Below are 21,330 nucleotides of genomic sequence, written 5' to 3' on the forward strand. Positions count from 1 at the left end.
ATGCAGTTCAGCGAATTATTGACAGCGATTTCCACCCACGCGATCCGTCTGCAACTGGAAGAAGGCGACCTGATCATCCTCGGTGACGACGAGGCCCTGGATGACGCGCTATGGGATCAACTCATTGCCCACAAACCTCAGCTTCTCGAACTGGTGGCCGAGCATGGCGGCGACTGGCTCAGTCCCGCCTACCGCATTACCCCGGACATGCTGGCGCTGGTCAGCCTCGACCAGGACGCCATCGACCGCATCGTCGCGGCCATCCCCGGCGGCGCAGCGAACGTGCAGGACATCTACCCGCTGGCGCCACTGCAGGAAGGCATGCTCTACCACCACCTCTCGGCGCAGCAGGGCGACCCCTACGTGCTGCACGCGCAATTCGTGTTCGACAGCCGCACCCGCCTGGACGCTTTCGCCCAGGCGCTGCAATGGGTGATCGACCGCCACGACATCCTGCGCACCTCGCTGGTGTGGGAGCGTCTCGACGAGCCGCTGCAAGTGGTGTGGCGCAAGGCAACCCTGGCCTGCGAAGAAGCCCGCTTCACCGGTGGTGACGTCTTCGCGCAACTCGGCGCGCGCCACGACCCGCGCAGCTATCGCATGGACCTGGGTCAGGCGCCGCTGCTGCGCCTGGTGTTCGCCAACGACCCGGCCAACCAGCGTGTGGTGGCGATGCTGCTGTTCCACCACACCATTCTCGATCACACCGCCCTCGACGTGGTGCGTCATGAAGTCCAGTTGTACCTGGCCGGCCAGCAGGCACTGGCGAGTGAGCCGGTGGCGTTTCGCAGCTACATCGCCCAGGTGCGCCATGGCGTCAGCGAGCAGGCCCATGAAGCGTTCTTTCGCACGATGCTGGCGGATATCGATGAGCCAACGCTGCCGTTCGGCCTGCAGGATGTGCAGGGCGACGGCCAGGGCATCGACGAGGCGCGCATCCCCGTCGACAGCGACCTCAGCCGCCGCCTGCGCAGCCTGGCACGCCCACTGGGGGTGAGCGCGGCAAGCCTGATGCACGTGGCCTTTGCCCGTGTGCTGGGCGTAGTGTCCGGTCGCGATGCGGTGGTGTTCGGCACCGTGATGCTGGGGCGCATGGGCGCCGGTGAAGGCGGTGAACGTGCGCTGGGCATGTTCATCAACACCCTGCCGTTGCGCGTGGATGTGGGCGGGCAGGGCGTGCGCGCCGAGGTCAAGGCGACCCATGCGCGCCTGACCGCCTTGCTCGACCATGAGCACGCGTCCCTGGCCCTGGCCCAACGTTGCAGCGGCGTGATGGCGCCCACGCCGTTGTTCAGCGCGATGCTCAATTACCGCCACAGCGCGGCGACGGACATGGCCCAGGTGATCGACATCGCCGAAGGCATCCAGGTGCTTGGCGCCGAAGAGCGCACCAACTACCCGCTGACGGTCAACGTCGACGACCTGGGCGAAGACTTTGCGCTGACGGTGATGGTCGACGCGTCCATCGGCGCGCAGCGCGTGGCCGACTACCTGCATGTCGCCCTGCACAGCCTGGCCGACGCGCTGCACGAGCGACCGGACATGCCGCTCTGCGGCCTGAACATCCTGCCTGACCCCGAACGCCAGCACCTGCTGCACACGCTCAACCACAGCCCCACGTCTTATGCCGACACTGCGTTGATCCACCAGCAGGTCGAAGCCCACGCCGCCGCTCATCCCGACGCCATCGCATTGCGCTACGACCAGCAGCGCGTGACCTACCGCCAGCTCAACGAACGCGCCAACCAGGTCGCCCACCGCCTGCTGGCCCAGGGCATCCGTGCAGACGACCGCGTGGCGATCTGCGTAGAGCGCGGCGCCGAAATGATCATCGGCCTGCTCGGCATCCTCAAGGCCGGCGCCGGCTATGTGCCGATCGACCCGGCCTACCCGCAGGAACGCATCGCCTACACCCTGGCCGACAGCGCACCGCTGGCCGTGCTGGTGCAGGCCAATACCCGCCATCGGGTGGGCGACCTGGCACAGATCGACTTGAACGACCTGCGCGGTGAGTCCATCGTCAACCCGCGCGTGCCGCTCAGCCCGGCCAACCTCGCCTATGTGATCTACACCTCGGGTTCCACCGGCCTGCCCAAGGGCGTGATGATCGAGCATCGCCAGGTCGCGCGCTTGTTCAGTGCCACCGAGCACTGGTTCGGTTTCAATCACACCGATGTGTGGGCGCTGTTCCACTCGTTCGCGTTCGACTTTTCCGTGTGGGAAATCTGGGGCGCGTTGATGCACGGCGGCCAGTTGCTGATTGTGCCGCAACTGGTCAGCCGTTCGCCGGATGCGTGCTATGCGCTGCTCTGCGAAGCCGGCGTGAGCATCCTCAACCAAACGCCGAGCGCGTTCCGCCAATTGATTGCGGCCCAGGGCCACAGCAGCGAAGCGCACTCCCTGCGCCAGGTGATTTTCGGCGGCGAAGCACTGGAGCCGGGCATGCTCAAACCCTGGTATGCCCGCGCGATCAACGCCGGCACGCAGTTGGTGAACATGTATGGCATCACCGAAACCACCGTGCACGTGACCTACCGCGCCCTCGAGGCGGCGGACGCGCGTCTGGTGGGCGTCAGTCCGATTGGCGTGCGCATTCCCGACCTGCAACTCTACGTGCTGGACGCCCAGCGCCAGCCGCTGCCCATGGGCGTGGTCGGCGAGCTGTACGTGGGCGGCGCCGGCGTTGCGCGCGGCTACCTGAACCGCGATGAACTGAACGCCGAACGCTTCCTGGCCGACCCGGCCACCGGCCTGCGCATGTACCGCACCGGCGACCTCGGCCGCCTGCTGGCCGATGGCAGCGTCGAGTACCTGGGGCGCAACGATGACCAGGTGAAGATCCGCGGCTTCCGCATCGAACTGGGCGAAATCCAGGCGCGCCTGGCCACCGCGCCGGGCGTGCGTGACGCGGTGGTTGTCGTGCGCGAAGACGAGCCGGGCGACAAACGCCTGGTGGCCTACGTGATTGCCGACGGCACGCCCGATATCGCTGCACTGCGCGACCACCTGCAACTGAGCCTGGCCGAACACATGGTGCCGGCCGCCTTCGTGCTGCTCGACCAGTTCCCGCTGACCACCAACGGCAAGCTCGACCGCAAGGCCTTGCCCGCGCCCGACGCCGATGCCGTGGCCCGGCGCGGCTACGCGGCCCCTCAGGGCGCAGTGGAAAGCACCCTCGCGGGCATCTGGCAGGAGCTGCTCAAGCTCGACCGGGTGGGCCGCGACGACAACTTCTTCGAGCTGGGCGGGCATTCTTTGCTGGCGGTCAAGCTGATCGAGCGCATGCGCCAGGTCGACCTCAGCGCCGATGTGCGCGTGCTGTTCGGTCAGCCTACGCTGGCGGCATTGGCCGCGGCGGTGGGCGGGCAGCACGAAGTGCAGGTGCCGGCCAACCTGATCAGCGCCGGCAGCGAGCGCATCACCCCGGACATGCTGCCGCTGATCGACCTCGACCAGGCGGCCATCGACCACATCCTGCACAGCGTGCCCGTGGCCAATGTGCAGGACATCTATGCGCTGGCGCCGTTGCAGGCCGGCATTCTCTACCATCACCTGGCAACCACCGAGGGCGATCCCTACGTGTTGCAGGTGCAGTTGCGCTTCGAACACCAGGCAGCGCTGGACGCCTTCGTTGACGCGCTGCACAGCGTGATCGAGCGCAATGACATTCTGCGCACCGCGATCCTCTGGGAAGGCCTGGATGAGCCGGTGCAGGTGGTCCTGCGCCAGGCGCGGCTGGCGGTGGAGCGCATTGAGCATCAGGGCGGCGATGGACTGGCGCAACTGCAACAGCGCTTCGACCCACGTCACTATCGCCTCGACCTGTCCCGCGCTTCGCTGATGCGCCTGGCCTACGCCGAGGAGCGGGGTGGCTTCGTCGGCATCCTGCTGTTGCACCACATCCTGCTCGACCACACCGCGCTGCAAGTGCTGGTGGAAGAAATGAGCGCCAGCCTGTGCGGTCGCAGCGCACAGCTGCCCGACGCGGTGCAGTACCGCAACTACGTGGCCCAGGCGCGCCTGGGGGTCAGCCAGGCCCAGCACGAAACGTTTTTCAGCGAGATGCTCGGCGATATCGACGAGCCGACGTTGGCCTTCGGGCTGCAGGATGTGAACGGCGACGGCAGCGGCATCAACGAGGTTCATTTGCCGCTGGAGCCGGCGCTGAGCCTGGGCCTGCGCGAACAGGCACGACAGCTGGGCGTGAGCCCGGCCAGCCTGATGCACCTGGCCTGGGCGCAGGTATTGGGCCAGGTGTCCGGCCAGCAGGACGTGGTGTTCGGCACTGTGTTGCTGGGGCGCATGCAGGGCGGCGAGGGCGCCGACCGCGCGCTGGGCATGTTCATCAACACCTTGCCGCTGCGGGTGAGCCTCGGCACCGTTGGCGTGCAGGCCGGTGTGCGCGCCACCCACGCACGCCTGGCGCAATTGCTCGGCCATGAGCACGCTTCACTGTCCCTGGCCCAGCGTTGCAGCGGTGTGCCGGCTTCGCTGCCGTTGTTCAGCACCTTGCTCAACTACCGCCACAGCGCACCGGACGAGGCGCCAGGCGCCAGTCCGTTCGCGGGCTTTGGCATCGATATCCTCAGTTCCGAAGAGCGCAGCAACTACCCGCTGGTGCTGAGTGTCGATGACCTGGGCACGGGCTTCGCGCTGGCGGTGCAGGGCGTCGCCGAGGTCAACGTGCAGCGTGTGGGCGACTACATGCTGACCGCATTGCGCAACCTGCTGATCGCGCTGCAACAGGCGCCGACCACGGCGTTGCAGGCGGTGTCGATTCTGCCGCCGGGCGAATGCGACACGCTGCTGCGTGAGTTCAATGCCACCGCCCGGGATTTCCCGCGCGGCCAGACCCTGCATGGCGCCTTCGAAGTCCAGGCCGAGCGCCAACCCCACGCGGTTGCCGTGCAGCAGGACGGCGAATCACTGACCTATCAGCAACTCAATCAACGCGCCAACCAACTGGCTCATCACCTGCTGACACTGGGCGTGCAACCGGATGACCGCGTGGCGATCTGCTGCCGTCGAGGCCCGCAGATGCTGGTGGGCCTGCTCGGTATTCTCAAGGCGGGCGCCGGCTACGTGCCCGTTGACCCGGCGTACCCGGCCGAACGCATCGCCTACCTGCTGCAGGACAGCGCGCCGGTGGCGGTGCTGGCCGAATCCAGTACTCGCGAGCTGTTGGGCGAAGTCAACAGCGTCGACCTGCATGACCCGCGCTGGCAGCAGCATCCCGTCAGCAATCCACAACTGCCCAACCTGACCCCGGCGCACCTGGCCTACGTCATCTACACCTCCGGCTCCACCGGCCAGCCCAAGGGCGTGATGGTGGAACACCACAGCGTGGAAAACCTCGTGCACTGGCACTGCGACGCGTTCGACCTGAACGCTTCCGGGCACACCAGCAGCCTGGCCGGCTTCGGCTTTGACGCGATGGCCTGGGAAGTCTGGCCGGCGCTGTGCGTGGGCGCGACCCTGCACCTGCCACCCGCTCATGTGGGCAATGAAAACATCGACGAACTGCTGGCCTGGTGGCTGGCGCAACCTTTGGATGTGAGCTTTCTGCCCACGCCGGTGGCCGAATACGCGTTCAGCCGGCAACTGCAACACCCGAGCCTGCGCACGCTGCTGATCGGCGGTGATCGCCTGCGCCAGTTCAGCCAGGCGCAGCGCTTTGCGGTGATCAACAACTACGGTCCCACCGAAGCGACGGTGGTCGCCACCTCCGGGCGCATGCAGGTGGGGCAGCCGCTGCATATCGGTCGGCCCATCGCGAATGCCTGCGTGTACGTGCTCGACGCGCACTTGCGCCCGATGCCGCTGGGCGTGGTGGGCGAGCTGTATGTGGGCGGCAGCGGTGTGGCGCGGGGTTACCTGAACCGGCCGGAGATGACCGCCGAACGCTTCCTGCAAGACCCGTTCAACGAAGGCCGCATGTACCGCACCGGCGACCTGGTGCGCTGGCTGCCCGATGGCAATCTCGACTACCTGGGCCGCAACGATGACCAGGTCAAAGTGCGCGGTGTGCGCGTGGAACTGGGCGAGATCGAAAGCCGCCTGGCGGCCCTGGACGACGTCGGCGAAGCGGTGGTGCTGGTGCGCGAAGGGCGTCTGGTGGCGTGGTTTACCGAACATCGCCCCCTTGCCATCGGTACCCTGCGCGCGCAACTGCAACAGCAGTTGCCCGAGGTGCTGGTGCCGGTGGCCTACGTGAAACTCGACGTCATGCCGCTGACCGCCAACGGCAAGCTGGACCGTAAGGCGCTGCCCGAGCCGGATCAATCCGCCATGCTCAGCCACGTGTACGAAGCTCCCCAGGGTGACGTCGAAACCACCCTGGCGCGCATCTGGGCCGAGGTCTTGCAGGTGGCGCAGGTCGGGCGCCATGATCACTTCTTCGAGCTGGGCGGGCATTCGTTGCTGGCCGTGAGCCTGATCGAGCGCATGCGCCAGGTCGGCCTCAGCGCCGATGTGCGCGTGCTGTTCAGCCAGCCGACCCTGGCCGCGCTGGCTGCCGCCGTGGGCAGCGGGCGGGAGGTTGTGGTGCCGGCCAATGGCATCGCGGCGGGCTGCACGCACATCACCCCATCCATGTTGAGCCTGGTGCAGCTCGACCCGGCGGCCATCGAGCGCATCGTCGCGACCGTGCCCGGTGGCGCGGCCAATGTGCAGGACATCTACCCGCTGGCGCCGTTGCAGGAAGGCATCCTCTACCACCACATCAGCGCCGAGCAGGGCGATCCGTACCTGCTGCAATCGCGCATGGCGTTCGACAGTCTTGAGCGTTTGCACAGCTTCATGGGCGCGCTGCAACACGTGGTCGCGCGCCACGATATTCTGCGCACCGGGGTGGTCTGGGAAGGTCTCGACAGCCCGGTGCAAGTGGTATGGCGCAAGGCGCAGTTGGTGGTGCAAGCCATTGGCCTGGACCCGGCGGATGGCGACATCATCGAGCAGTTGCACGGCCGTTTCGATGCGCGGCATTACCGCCTGGACATTACCCAGGCGCCGCTGTTGCGCATGGTCTACGCCGAGGATCCGGCCAATAACCGCGTGGCGGCGATCCTGCTGTTCCATCACCTGGCGCTGGACCACACCGCCATGGAGGTGGTGAGCCAGGAAATGCGCGCGTTCCTGTTCGACCAGGCCGATGCCTTGCCCGAGCCTGCGCCGTTTCGCAACTACGTGGCCCAGGCGCGCCTGGGGGTGAGCACCGCCGAGCATGAGCAGTTCTTCCGCGAAATGCTCGCCGACATTGATGAACCGACGCTGCCGTTTGGCGTGCAGGACGTGCAGGGCGACGGGCGCGCTATCGAAGAGGCCGAGTTGCCTCTCGACACCGCGCTGGCTCAGCGCGTGCGTGAGCAGTCGCGGCAGCTGGGCGTGAGTGCCGCCAGCCTGATGCACCTGGCGTGGGCGCAGGTACTGGGGCTGGTATCCGGGCGCGACGACGTGGTGTTCGGCACGGTATTGATGGGCCGCATGCAGGCCGGCGACGGCGCCGACCGCGCGCTGGGCATGTTCATCAACACCCTGCCATTGCGCGTCGATGTGGCCGCCAGTGCGGCGGTGGCGGTCAAGGCCACCCACACACGCTTGAGCGCGTTGCTGGGCCATGAACACGCGTCGCTGGCGCTGGCCCAGCGTTGCAGTGGCGTGGCGAACTCAACGCCGCTGTTCAGCGCCTTGCTCAATTACCGTCACAGCACCCCCGGCGAAATGGCCCGCGATGGCCAGGGTATCTGGGAGGGTGTGCAACTGCTCGGCGGCGAAGAACGCAGCAACTACCCGCTGGTGTTGAGCGTCGATGACCTGGGTGCAGGCTTTGGCCTGAGCGTGCTGGCCGTGCCGCAGATCGGCGCGCAGCGGCTGTGTGGCTACATGCACAACGCCGTGGAGCAACTGGTCGGCGCCCTGGAAAACAGCCCGAGAACCGCGCTCAACCAGTTGCACATTCTGCCGCCGGCCGAGCGCGACACCCTGCTGCGTGACTTCAATGCCACCGCCCGGGATTTCCCGCGCGGCCAGACCCTGCATGGCGCCTTCGAAGTCCAGGCCGAGCGCCAACCCCACGCGGTTGCCGTGCAGCAGGACGGCGAATCACTGACCTATCAGCAACTCAATCAACGCGCCAACCAACTGGCCCATCACCTGCTGACACTGGGCGTGCAACCGGACGACCGCGTGGCGATCTGCTGCCGGCGCGGCCCGCAGATGCTGGTAGGCCTGCTCGGTATTCTCAAGGCCGGCGCCGGCTACGTGCCCATCGACCCGGCGTACCCGGCCGAACGTATCGCCTACCTGCTGCAGGACAGCGCGCCGGTGGCGGTGCTGGCCGAATCCAATACTCGCGAGCTGTTGGGCGAGGTCAGCAGTATCGACCTGCACGACCCACGCTGGCAGCAGCAGGCGGTTGATAATCCGCAGCTCGCCAACCTGACCCCGGCGCACCTGGCCTACGTCATCTACACCTCCGGCTCCACCGGCCAGCCCAAGGGTGTGATGGTGGAACACCGCAGTGTCGAGAATCTGCTGCATTGGCACTGCGCGGCCTTCGGCTTGAAAGCTTCAGGACATACCAGCAGCGTAGCCGGCTTCGGCTTCGATGCGATGGCCTGGGAAGTCTGGCCGGCGCTGTGCGTGGGCGCGACCCTGCACCTGCCGCCCGCTTACGTGGGCAATGAAAACATCGACGAACTGCTGGCCTGGTGGCTGGCGCAACCGCTGGACGTGAGCTTTCTGCCCACGCCAGTGGCCGAATACGCGTTCGGGCAGCCGCTGCAGCACCCGACCTTGCGCACGCTGCTGATCGGCGGTGATCGCCTGCGCCAGTTCACCCACGAGCAGCGCTTTGCGGTGATCAACAACTACGGCCCCACCGAAGCCACGGTGGTCGCGACCTCCGGCCGCATGCGCGCCGGGCAGGTCCTGCACATCGGCCGGCCCGTGGCCAACGCCACCAGCTACGTGCTGGATGCCCAACTGCGCCCGGTGCCGGTGGGCGTGGCCGGTGAGTTGTACGTGGGCGGCAGCGGCGTGGCGCGCGGTTACCTGAACCGCCCGGACCTGACCGCCGAACGCTTCCTGCAAGACCCGTTCAACGAGGGCCGTATGTACCGCACCGGCGACCTGGTGCGCTGGCTGCCCGACGGCAACCTGGAATACCTGGGCCGCAACGACGATCAGGTGAAAGTGCGCGGCATGCGCGTGGAACTCGGAGAAATCGAAAGCCGCCTGGCGGCACTGGATGGCATTCGCGAAGCGGTGGTGCTGGTGCGCGAAGGCCGCCTGCTGGCCTGGTTCACCGAGCAGCGCGCGCTGGATATCGAGAGCCTGCGCGCGCACCTGCAGGCGCAGTTGCCCGAGGCGCTGGTGCCGGTCGCCTATATGCGCCTGGATGCGTTGCCGCTGACTGCCAACGGCAAGCTGGACCGCAAGGCGCTGCCGGAGCCGGATCAATCCGCCTTGCTCAGCCGCGCGTACGAAGCCCCGCAGGGTGACGTCGAAACCACCCTGGCGCGCATCTGGGCCGAGGTGTTGCAGGTGGAGCAAGTCGGTCGCCATGACCACTTCTTCGAGCTGGGCGGGCATTCGTTGCTGGCCGTGAGCCTGATCGAGCGCATGCGTCAGGTCGGCCTGAGCGCCGATGTGCGCGTGTTGTTCAGCCAGCCGACCCTGGCTGCGCTGGCCGCTGCCGTGGGCAGCGGGCGCGAAGTGCAGGTGCCGGCCAACCGTATTGCGGCCGATTGCCAACGCATCACGCCGGACATGCTGGCGCTGGTCAGCCTTGACCAATCGACGATCGATCAGGTGGTCGCGCAGGTACCGGGTGGCGCCGCCAATGTGCAGGATATTTACCCGCTGGCGCCGTTGCAGGAGGGCATCCTTTACCACCACATCAGCGCCGGGCAAGGCGACCCGTACCTGCTGCAATCGCACCTGGCCTTCGACAGCCTCGAGCGTCTGGACGCCTTTGCAGCGGCGTTGCAACAGGTGATCGACCGTCACGATATCTTGCGTACCGGCGTGGTGTGGGAAGGCCTGGCGCAACCCCTGCAAGTGGTGTGGCGCGAAGCCCGATTGAGCATGATGGAACTGCACCTGCAAGGCGACGTACTGGCAGGGCTGCATGAACGCTTCGATGCGCGGCGCTTTCGTCTGGACATCAGCCAGGCGCCGCTGATCCGCGTGAACTATGCCCAGGATCCGGCCAACGGGCGCGTAGCGGTGGTGTTGCTCTATCACCATATCGCCCTGGACCACACCGCATTCGACGTGGTGCTGCGCGAAATGCAGGGCCATCTGCTCGGCCACGGCGCGCCCACGGCAGCGCCGATGCCGTATCGCAACTATGTGGCCCAGGCGCTGTTGGGCGTCAGCGAGCAGGAGCACGAAGCATTTTTCCGCGACATGCTCGGCGACATTGACGAGCCGACGCTGCCGTTCGGTTGGCAGGACGTGCGCGGCGACGGCCATCAAATCGAAGAATACAGCCTGCGTCTGGACGCCCAATTGAATCGCGGCCTGCGTGCCCAGGCACGTTTACTGGGGGTGAGCACCGCGAGCCTGTTTCATTTGGCCTGGGCCCAAGTGCTGGCCGCGACATCCGGTCGCCACAACGTGGTATTTGGCACCGTGCTGGTGGGCCGCCTGCAAGGTGGCGAAGGCGCCGACCGTGCGTTGGGGGTGTTTATCAATACCTTGCCGTTGCGTCTGGATATCGACGCTCAGGGCGTCAAGACGGCGGTGCGCGCCACCCATGATCGACTCAGCGCATTGCTTGGGCATGAGCATGCCTCCCTGGCGCTGGCCCAGCGTTGCAGCGGCGTGGCGGCCCCGGCGCCGCTGTTCAGTTCAATGCTCAACTACCGCCATCGCGGCATGGCCACGCGCTCGGCTGGAGCACAGCAGGCTTGGCAAGGCATGCAGACCCTGGCCAACGACGGGCGCACCAACTACCCGCTGAGCCTGAATGTGGACGACCTGGGCGACGGTTACGATGTCACTGCTCTGGCCCGCCTGGACGCGCAACGGGTGTGCGGCTACATGCAGACGGCTTTGGCCCGCCTGGTCGAAGCGCTGGAGCAGGCACCGCAGCAGCCGATCAATCGCCTGTCGATCCTCGGCGAGCAGGAGCGCCGGCAAGTGCTGCAGGGCTTCAACGCCACCGAGGTGGCTTACAACCTTGACCAGACCCTGCACGGCCTGTTCGAAGCGCAAGTGGTGCGTACGCCGCACGCGGTGGCGGTGAAGGCTGATCATCAACAGCTGACCTACCAGCAACTCAACGAGCGCGCCAACCGTTTGGCCCATCACCTGCGTGACCTCGGCGTGCAGCCGGATACGCGGGTGGGCATTTGCGTGGAGCGTGGCCTGGACATGGTGGTGGGCCTGTTCGCGATCCTCAAGGCCGGCGGCGGTTATGTGCCGCTCGACCCGGCCTATCCCCGGGAGCGCATCGCCTACATGCTGCACGACAGCGCGCCGGTGGTGGTGCTGGCCCAATCCGCAACGCGTGCACTGCTGGGGAATGTGCCGGTGATCGACCTCGACCACGACACTTGGCAGCACCAGCGCGCCACCAACCCCGAAGTGCCGGCGCTGACCGCACGGCACCAGGCCTACGTGATCTACACGTCCGGCTCCACCGGCCAGCCCAAGGGCGTGATCAACGAGCATGCCGGCGTGGTCAACCGCCTGCTGTGGATGCAAGACGCCTATGGCCTCAACGCCGACGATGCGGTGCTGCAGAAAACCCCGTTCAGCTTCGACGTGTCGGTGTGGGAGTTCTTCTGGCCGCTGTTTACCGGCGCACGCCTGGTGATGGCGCGTCCGGGCGGGCACAAGGAGCCGGCGTACCTGTGCGAGGTGATCCAGGCCGAGCGCATCACCACGCTGCACTTTGTGCCGTCGATGCTCGATGTGTTCCTCGCCCACGGCGATGTCAGCCAGGCTGCGGGGCTGCGGCAGGTGATGTGCAGCGGCGAGGCATTGCCGGGCAGCCTGGTGCGACGCTTCAAGCAGCAGTTACCGGACATCGGCCTGTACAACCTGTATGGCCCGACCGAGGCGGCGGTGGACGTCACCGCGTGGAATTGTGCGCGTGCGGACGTACCGGACAACACGCCCATCGGCAAACCCATCGCCAATACCCGCATGTACGTGCTGGATACGCAGTTGCAGCCCGTGCCCCTGGGGGTGGTGGGTGAGCTGTTCATTGGCGGGGTGCAGGTGGCGCGCGGTTATCTCAACCGCGCGGACCTCAGCGCCGAACGCTTCCTCGATGACCCGTTCAACGGCGGCCGTATGTACCGCACCGGCGACATCGGCCGCCACTTGCCCGACGGTAATATCGAGTATCTGGGGCGCAACGATGACCAGGTGAAGATCCGTGGCCTGCGCATCGAGCTGGGCGAGATCCAGGCGCGCCTGATCGAGCATCCGGCGGTCAAGGATGCAGTGGTGATGGCCCGTGACGAACGCCTGGTCGCCTATTACACCGGCGCACCGGCCGAGATCGACAGCCTGCGTGCGCACCTGCTGCAGCACCTGCCGGACTTCATGGTGCCCGCGCTGTTCGTGCACCTGGACGCCTTGCCCCTGAGCCCCAACGGCAAGCTTGACCGCAAGGCGCTGCCCGAACCCGGCCTGCAGGCGCTGAGTGTGCGTGAGTACGCAACGCCCGAAGGCGACACCGAAACCCTGATGGCCGCGCTGTGGGCCGAGCTGCTCAAGGTGGAGCGGGTAGGGCGGCATGACAATTTCTTTGAACTGGGCGGGCATTCGCTGCTCGCCGTGAGCTTGATCGGGCGCTTGCGCCAGGAAGGCATGGAAGCCGATGTGCGGGCGCTGTTCGAACAGCCAACCCTGGCCGGCTACGCCGCTATAACCGAACGAATGGAGATCGTCCTATGAGCCTCAATCAACTGCTGGCGACGCTGAAAACCAAGGACATCCAACTGGCCCTCAAGGGCGAACAGTTGTCGGTGCAAGGCAACAAACAGGCATTGAGCGAGCCGGCGATACTCGCCGCGCTGCGCGAGCACAAACCGGCGCTGATCGAGCTGATCAAGGCCGGCGATTACACGGCGACCAAGGCCGGTGAGGTGCAGGTGCCGGTCAATGGCATCCCCGCTGGCGCAACGCGCATCACCCCGGACATGCTGACCCTGTCCACCCTGAGCCAGGAAGAGATCGAGCGCATTGTCGCCAGCGTCGACGGCGGCGTGGCGAATATCCAGGACATTTACCCGCTGGCGCCGCTGCAGGAAGGCATTCTGTTTCATCACGTCAGCGCCGAACAGGGCGACCCCTATGTGATGCAGTCGCAGTTCGCCTTCGACAGCCTTGAGCGTTTCGACGCGTTTGCCCAGGCGCTGCAAAGTGTCATGGACCGGCACGATATTCTGCGCACCGGCGTGGTGTGGGACGGTCTGCAACAGCCGTCGCAGGTGGTGTGGCGCCAGGCGCGCCTGCCGGTGCAGGCCCTTGAGCTGGACCCGGCCGACGGCGATATCGCCGCGCAACTGCACGCGCGCTTCGACGCTCGTCACTACCGGCTGGATGTGACGCAGGCTCCGCTGCTGCGCCTGGTATACGCCGAGGACCTGGCCAACCAGCGCCTCGTTGCTACCTTGCTGTTCCATCACATGGCCCTGGATCACAGCGCCCTTGACGTGGTGTGCCACGAAATGCAGGCATGCCTGTTGGGGCAGGGCGCGGTGCTGGGCCAGGCCGTGCCGTTTCGCAACTATGTGGCACAGGCCCGTCTGGGCATCAGCGAGCAGGAACACGAAAGCTTCTTCCGGCAGATGCTTGGCGACATCAGTGAGCCGACGCTGCCATTTGGCCTGCAGGATGTGCAGGGCGATGCGCGCGGCATTGCCGAGGTCAGCCTGCCGCTGGCGGCCGAGTTGTGCCAGCGCCTGCGCACGCAGGCGCGGTTGTTGGGGGTGAGCGCCGCGAGCCTGTTTCACATGGGCTGGGGCCAGGTGTTGGGCGTACTGGCCGGCAAGCAACAGTTGGTGTTCGGCACCGTGCTGATGGGGCGTATGCAGGGCAGCCATGCCACGGACCGCGCCTTGGGTATTTTCATCAATACCCTGCCGTTTCGCGTCGACGTCGACGGTCAGGCGGTACGCGCCGGGGTCAAGGCCACCCACGCGCGGCTGACCACCTTGATGCGCCATGAGCATGCAGCGCTGGCCCTGGCCCAGCGTTGCAGCGGCGTGACCGCGCCCACGCCATTGTTCAGCGCGTTGCTCAACTATCGCCACAGTGCCCCGGCGGCGAGTGCCGAAGCGGTTGCGGCCTGGCAGGGCATCTCGGCACTGCGCGCCGAGGAACGCACCAATTACCCGCTGACCCTTAGCGTCGATGACCTGGGCGACGGCTTCGGCCTGAGCTTGCTGGCCAGCACCCAGGTTGACCCGCAACGCGTCTGCGCCTATCTGCAAACCGCCCTGGAAAACCTGGTGACGGCCCTGGAACAGGCACCGCACACCGCGCTCGATCAACTGCCGGTGGTGCCCGCCGCCGAGCAGCACCTGTTGCTGGAAACACTCAACGCGACCGCCGCCGATTTCCCCCAGGGCACCACCCTGCATGGGCGCATCGAGATCCAGGCTGCGCTGACGCCGGATGCGATCGCCGCCGTGCATCAAGGCCGCCAGTTGACCTATGCCGAGTTGAACCAGCAGGCCAACCTGCTGGCCCATCACCTGGTGGCGCTGGGCGTGAAACCGGATGACCGCGTCGCCATCGTCGCCCGCCGCGGTCTGGACACCCTGGCCGGCTTGCTGGCGATCCTCAAGTCCGGCGCCTGCTACGTGCCCGTCGACCCCTCGCACCCGGCCGAACGCCTGGCCTACCTGCTCAGCGACAGCGCACCGGTGGCGGTACTCACTCAGCATGCGTTGCTCGAGCGCCTGCCCGCGCTGGACGTGCCGGTGATCAATCTGGACCGCTACACCTGGCAGCATCACTCGGCAAGCAATCCGCAGGTCGCGGTTGTGCCGTCGAACCTTGCGTATGTGATCTACACCTCCGGCTCCACCGGCCTGCCCAAGGGCGTGATGGTCGAGCACCACACCGTGGCCAACCTGGTGGACTGGCATTGCCGCGCCTTCGACCTATGCGCCGGACGCCACACCGCCAGCGTCGCCGGTTTCGGCTTTGACGCGATGGCCTGGGAAGTCTGGCCGGCGCTGTGCGTGGGCGCGACCCTGCACCTGCCGCCGGCCAGTGACGGCGCCGAAGACATCGACGCGTTGCTGGGCTGGTGGTGCGCGCAACCTCTGGACGTGTGCTTTTTGCCCACGCCGGTGGCCGAGTACGCGTTCAGCCAGCAGATCGAACACCCGACCCTGCGCACCCTGCTGATCGGCGGCGACCGCCTGCGCGCGTTCAACCGTGGGCAAACCTTCGAGGTGATCAACAACTACGGGCCCACCGAAGCCACGGTGGTCGCCACCTCCGGCAAGGTCGAGGCGGGCCGCGCCTTGCACATCGGCAAACCCATCGCCAATGCGCGGGTCTACCTGCTCGACGCACAACAGCGCCCGGTGCCGTTGGGTGTGGCCGGTGAATTGTATGTGGGCGGCAGCGGCGTGGCGCGCGGTTACCTCAACCGGCCCGAAATGACCGCCGAACGCTTCCTGCAGGACCCGTTCAGCCAGGGCCGCATGTACCGCACCGGCGACCTGGCGCGCTGGTTGCCCGACGGTAATATCGAGTACCTGGGCCGCAACGACGACCAGGTGAAGATTCGCGGCATGCGCATCGAACTCGGCGAAATCGAAACCCGGATCAACCAGTTGCCGGGTATTCAGGAAGCGGTGGTGCTGGTGCGTGAAGAGCGGCTGGTGGCGTATTTTACCGAGAACCCGCAACTCGAACCCCAGGATGTCGGCACCCTCCGAGCGCACCTGGTGGCGCATTTGCCGGACTACATGGTGCCGGTCGCCTACATGAAACTCGACGCGCTGCCGCTGACCGCCAACGGCAAACTCGACCGCAAGGCCCTGCCGGCCCCGGACAGCGCCGCCGTGTTCAGCCGTGACTACGAGGCCCCCGAGGGCGACATCGAGACGCTGCTGGCGCAGATCTGGGCCGATGTCTTGCAGGTGGAACGCGTGGGCCGACGCGATCATTTCTTTGAATTGGGCGGGCATTCGTTGCTGGCGATGCGCATGGTCTCGCAGATTCGCCAGCGCCTGGGCGTCGAGCTGCTGCTGGCCGATCTGTTTGCCAATGCCGAACTGGCGGCGGTTGCTCAGGTGCTGGCCGAGGCCGGGCGCAGCACCTTGCCGGATATTCTGCCGATCAGCGGCAACAGCGACGTGCCGCTGTCGTTCGCCCAGCAGCGCCTGTGGTTTTTGGCGCGCATGGACGGCGGCAACAGTGCCTACAACATTCCCATCGCCCTGGGCATGCGCGGGCCGTTGCAGGCAGATGCCTTGCAACAGGCGCTGGCGCGGATTGTGGTGCGCCATCACACCCTGCGCAGCCGGTTTGTCCAGTACGGCGACGATACCCTGGTGCTGACCGTGCCGGTGGAGGAGGGTGCGCTGCTGCACGTGCAGGACCTGCGCCATCACGCCGAACCGCAACACGCCCTGCAGGCCCTGATTCACCAGGACGCCTCGGCGCCGTTCGACCTGGAACACGGCCCGCTGCTGCGCGGGCGTCTGGTGGTACTGGCCGACGATCATCATGTGCTGCTGCTGACCCTGCACCACATTGTCTCCGATGGTTGGTCCATGGGTGTGCTCACCCGCGAGCTGATGGCGCTGTACCAGGCGTTCAGCCACGGTCAACCCGACCCGCTGCCGCCGCTGGCGATCCAGTACGCCGACTTTGCCGTGTGGCAACGCCTGTGGTTGAGCGGCGAGGTGCTGCAGCGTCAGAGCGATTATTGGCAGCAGGCCCTGGCCGGTGCGCCGGCCTTGCTCACCTTGCCCACTGACCGCGCGCGTCCGGCGCAGCAGGACTACACTGGCGGCAGCGTCGAGGTGCGCCTTGACGAACGCTTGACCGCCGGGCTCAAGGCCTTGAGTCAGCGCCATGGCGTCACGCTGTACATGACGTTGATGGGTGCCTGGGCGGCGCTGCTGGCGCGCTTGTCCGGTCAGCACGACCTGGTGATCGGTTCGCCGGTGGCCAACCGCACGCGCAGTGAAGTTGAGGGGCTGATCGGCCTGTTCGTCAACACCCTGGCGGTGCGCATCGACACGTCCGGCGAGCCGAGCACCGAGGCGCTGCTGGCGCGGGTCAAGGCGCAGAGCCTGGCGGCCCAGGCCCATCAGGACCTGCCGTTCGAACAGGTGGTGGAGATCGCCCGGCCGGTGCGCAGCCTGGCCCATACGCCGGTGTTCCAGACCTTGCTGGCGTGGCAGGACAGCAGCGCGCCGGCACTGGCGCTGGGGGACCTGACCCTGGAAAACGTTGCCCAACAGAACCTGTTTGCCAAGTTCGAACTGACCCTGGACCTGTGCGAAGGGCAGGGCCGCATCAGTGGCGCGTTGCAATACGCCGTGGCGCTGTTTGATGAATCGACAGTGCGCCGCTACGTCGGTTACTTCACCCGCGTGCTGCAGGCGATGGTCGCGGACGATCAGGCGGTGCTGGCCCAAGTGCCGCTGCTGGATGAGCACGAGCATCAGCAGGTGCTGGTGGAGTTCAACGCGACGGCGATGCCGGCTCGCGACGAGCAGACCCTGCACGGCCGGTTCGTTGCCCAGGCGGCGCGCACGCCCCACGCGATTGCGGCGCAGGCGGGTGAGCGGCAGCTGACCTACGCCGAACTCGACCGCCAGGCCAATGGCCTGGCTCATCACTTGCTGGGCCTGGGCGTACAGCCCGACGACCGCGTGGCCATCGTTGCCCGGCGCGGCCTCGACACCCTGGTCGGGCTGCTGGCGATTCTCAAGGCCGGCGCCTGTTATGTGCCGGTCGACCCGTCGCACCCGGCCGAGCGCCTGGCTTACCTGCTCAGCGATTGCGCGCCGGTGGCGGTGCTCACCCAACATGCGTTGCTCGAGCGCCTGCCCGCCGTGGACGTGCCGGTGATCGAACTCGATGGCAGTGCCTGGGATCAGCCTGCGCATCCGACGGTCGCAGTCGCGCCGTCGAACCTGGCTTACGTGATCTACACCTCCGGCTCCACCGGCCTGCCCAAAGGCGTGATGGTGGAACACCACAGCGTGGTCAACCTGGTGGACTGGCATTGCCGCGCATTCGACCTGCGCGCCGGGTGCCACACCGCCAGCGTTGCCGGCTTCGGCTTTGATGCGATGGCCTGGGAAGTCTGGCCGGCGCTGTGCGTGGGCGCTACCTTGCACCTGCCGCCGGCCCACGACGGCGCCGAAGACATCGACGCGTTGCTGGCCTGGTGGTGCGCGCAACCCTTGGACGTGTGCTTTCTGCCCACGCCGGTGGCCGAATACGCCTTCAGCCAGCACATCGAACACCCGACCCTGCGCACCCTGCTGATCGGCGGCGACCGCCTGCGCCAGTTCAGCCATGCGCAGTCCTTTGCGCTAGTCAATAACTACGGCCCTACCGAAGCCACGGTGGTTGCCACCTCCGGCCTGCTCGAAGTCGGTCGGCCGCTGCATATCGGCAAGCCGGTGGCCAATGCCCAGGTGTATTTGCTGGACGAACAGCAACGCCCGGTGCCTCTGGGCGTGGCCGGTGAGTTGTACGTGGGCGGCACCGGCGTGGCGCGTGGCTACCTGAACCGCCCGGACCTGACCGCCGAGCGCTTCCTGCGCGACCCCTTCAACCACGGGCGCATGTACCGTACCGGCGACCTGGCGCGCTGGTTGCCCGATGGCACCCTTGAATACCTGGGCCGCAACGACGACCAGGTGAAAATTCGTGGCGTGCGTATCGAACTCGGCGAAATCGAGACCCGGCTCAACCAACTGCCGGGCATTCAGGAAGCCGTGGTGCTGGTGTGTGACGAGCGGCTGGTGGCGTATTTCACCGAGCATCCGTCGGCCGGCAGCCTGACCGCCGGCGAGATTCGCGGCCACCTCGTCGCGCACCTGCCGGACTACATGGTTCCGGCCGCTTACGTGCGCCTTGATGCGCTGCCGCTGACCGCTAACGGCAAGCTGGACCGCAAGGCTCTGCCCGCGCCGGACCTGGCTGCGCTGTTCATCCGCGACTACGAGGCGCCGCAGGGTGAGATTGAAAGCGTGCTCGCGCAGATCTGGGCCGAGGTGCTGCAGGTGGCGCAGGTGGGGCGTCGCGATCACTTTTTCGAGCTGGGCGGGCACTCACTGCTGGCCATGCGCATGGTGTCCCAGGTGCGTCAGCGCCTGGGGGTCGAGCTGCTGCTGGCCGACCTGTTTGCCAATGCCGAACTGGCGGCGGTTGCTCAGGTGCTGGCCCTGGCGGGGCGCAGTGTGTTGCCGGACATTCTCCCGGCCAACCGTGATAACGAGGTGCCGCTGTCGTTCGCTCAGCAGCGCCTGTGGTTCCTGGCGCTGCTGGAAGGCGCCAACACCGCCTACAACATTCCGATTGGCCTGCGCTTGCGTGGTCAGTTGCATGTGCAGGCGCTGCAACGTGCCCTCGCGCGCATCGTCGCGCGGCACGAAACCCTGCGCAGTCGCTTCGCCCAGCACGGTGACGACGCCCAGGTGCTGATCGCAGCGCCGGAAGATGTGCTGCCGCTGCAGGTGCAGGACCTGCGTCGCCATCCGCAGCCGCAGCAGGCGCTGGACGCGTTGATCCACGGTGAGGCCTCGGCGCCGTTCGACCTGGAGCGCGGCCCGCTGCTGCGTGGGCGCCTGGTGATACTGGCCGACGATCATCATGTGCTGCTGCTGACCCTGCACCACATTGTCTCCGATGGCTGGTCCATGGGCGTGTTGACCCGTGAGCTGATGGCGCTGTACCAGGCGTTCAGCCACGGTCAGCCCGACCCGCTGCCGCCGCTGGCGATCCAGTACGCCGACTTTGCCGTGTGGCAACGCCTGTGGTTGAGCGGTGAAGTGCTGCACCGTCAAAGCACTTATTGGCAGCAGGCCCTGGCCGGTGCGCCGCCGTTGCTGACGCTGCCCACCGACCGCCCGCGCCCGGCGCAGCAGAACTATGCCGGCAATACCGTCGAAGTGCGCCTGGACGATCACCTGAGCGCCGGGCTCAAGGCCTTGAGTCAGCGTCACGGCGTGACGTTGTACATGACCGTGATGAGTGCCTGGGCCTCCTTGCTGGCGCGGCTGTCCGGCCAGCAGGATCTGGTGATCGGTTCGCCGGTGGCCAACCGCACGCGCAGCGAAGTGGAAGGGCTGATCGGCCTGTTCGTCAACACCCTGGCGGTGCGCATCGACACCAGCGGTGAGCCGAGCACCGAGGCGCTGCTGGCGCGGGTCAGGGCGGTGACCCTGGCCGCCCAGTCGCACCAGGACCTGCCGTTCGAAAAAGTCGTGGAAATCGTGCGGCCGCCGCGCAGCCTCTCTCACAGCCCGATCTTCCAGGCGCTGCTCACCTGGCAGGACAGCAGCGCGCCGGCCCTGCGTCTGGGCGACCTGACGCTGGAAGCGATTGTCGAGGAGAGTCACTTTGCCAAGTTCGATCTGGCCCTGAGCCTGGGCGAAGTCGGCGGCAGCATTCTCGGCACGCTGGAATACGCGGTGGCGTTGTTCGACGAGGCGACGGCGCAGCGTTACGTCGGTTACCTCACCCGCGTGCTGCAGGCGATGGTCGATGACGACCAGGCAGTGCTCGAACACGTGCCTTTGGTAAGCGCGCGCGAGCGCCAGCAGTTGCTGTTCGAATTCAACGCGACCAGCGTCGACTACAACCTCCAGCAGACCGTGCACGGCCTGTTCGAAGCACAGGTCGAGCGCACGCCTCATGCGCTGGCGGTCAAGGCCGGCACCCAGCAACTGACCTACGCCGAACTCAATGCCCGGGCCAACCAGTTGGCCCATCACCTGCTGGCGCTGGGGGTGCAACCGGATGCGCGAGTGGCGGTGTGCGCCGAGCGCGGCCTGGACATGGTCATCGCCCTGTACGCAGTGCTCAAGGCCGGTGCTGCCTACGTGCCGCTGGACCCGGCGTATCCCCGGGAACGTATTGCCTACATGCTGCAGGACAGCGCACCACAGGTGGTGCTGGCCCAGGTCGCCACCCGTGGTTTGCTCGGCGAAGTCCCGGTGGTCGAGCTGGATGTGCCGTGCTGGCAGCACCTGCCGGTCGCTAACCCGAACGTGGCCGCGGCCAGTGCCTATGTGATCTACACCTCCGGCTCCACCGGCCAGCCCAAGGGCGTGATCAACGACCACAGTGGGGTGGTCAACCGTCTGCTGTGGATGC

General features: G+C 66.7%; 2 protein-coding genes (1 of these 2 only partly in view). Both read left to right on the forward strand.

Features of this window, described 5'->3' with window-relative positions:
- Complete coding sequence (locus JOE32_RS02875; RefSeq protein WP_209981247.1) at positions 1–12,915, forward strand: non-ribosomal peptide synthetase; 12,915 nt, start codon at positions 1–3, stop codon at positions 12,913–12,915.
- Positions 12,912–21,330 carry the 5' portion of a non-ribosomal peptide synthetase gene (locus tag JOE32_RS02880; protein WP_209981249.1) on the forward strand. Its footprint extends 6,047 nt past the window's final position, so the window shows 8,419 of its 14,466 coding nt (coding positions 1–8,419); the start codon lies at positions 12,912–12,914; the stop codon falls past the right edge of the window. The genes JOE32_RS02875 and JOE32_RS02880 overlap by 4 nt, the downstream gene beginning before the upstream one ends.

It is taken from the genome of Pseudomonas sp. PvP025, assembly GCF_017832155.1.
Lineage (GTDB): Bacteria > Pseudomonadota > Gammaproteobacteria > Pseudomonadales > Pseudomonadaceae > Aquipseudomonas.

Bases quoted from the DNA above. Each gene is read 5' to 3' on its own strand.
- JOE32_RS02875 (WP_209981247.1), top strand. From the start codon at position 1: ATGCAGTTCAGCGAATTATTGACAGCGATTTCCACCCACGCGATCCGT.